This window comes from Nocardiopsis lambiniae (assembly GCF_031845465.1).
Taxonomy (GTDB): Bacteria; Actinomycetota; Actinomycetes; order Streptosporangiales; family Streptosporangiaceae; genus Nocardiopsis; species Nocardiopsis lambiniae.
Window position 1 is genome coordinate 1 of the sequence record NZ_JAVREP010000052.1, and the last position, 318, is coordinate 318.

At 73.6% G+C, this 318-nt stretch carries 1 pseudogene; it reads right to left on the bottom strand.

The annotated features are described in order from the left end of the window. Positions 1 to 318 (bottom strand): annotated as a pseudogene (locus tag RM479_RS27480) (hypothetical protein); the annotation flags it as partial.

Genomic DNA, 318 nt, shown 5'->3' on the forward strand with positions numbered 1-318 from the left:
GTCACCCTGGCCGTCGCGGTCGCCGTCGCGGTCGTTCACGCCGGGGCCGTCGACGAGGACGGGTGTGTCGTCGGTGTCGGCGGGGCTGTCGGGGGAGGGGTCGTAGAGGCCGTCGTCCGTGTCGGAGGTGTCCTCGTCCCCCTCCTCATCGGGGTCGATGATGTCGCCGGGGACGCGGATCCCGGCCTGCGATTCCTCGTCTTGGCTATCGCCGTCGCGGTCGCCGTCACCCTGGCCGTCGCGGTCGCCGTCGCGGTCGTTCACGCCGGGGCCGTCGACGAGGACGGGTGTGTCGTCGGTGTCGGCGGGGCTGTCGGG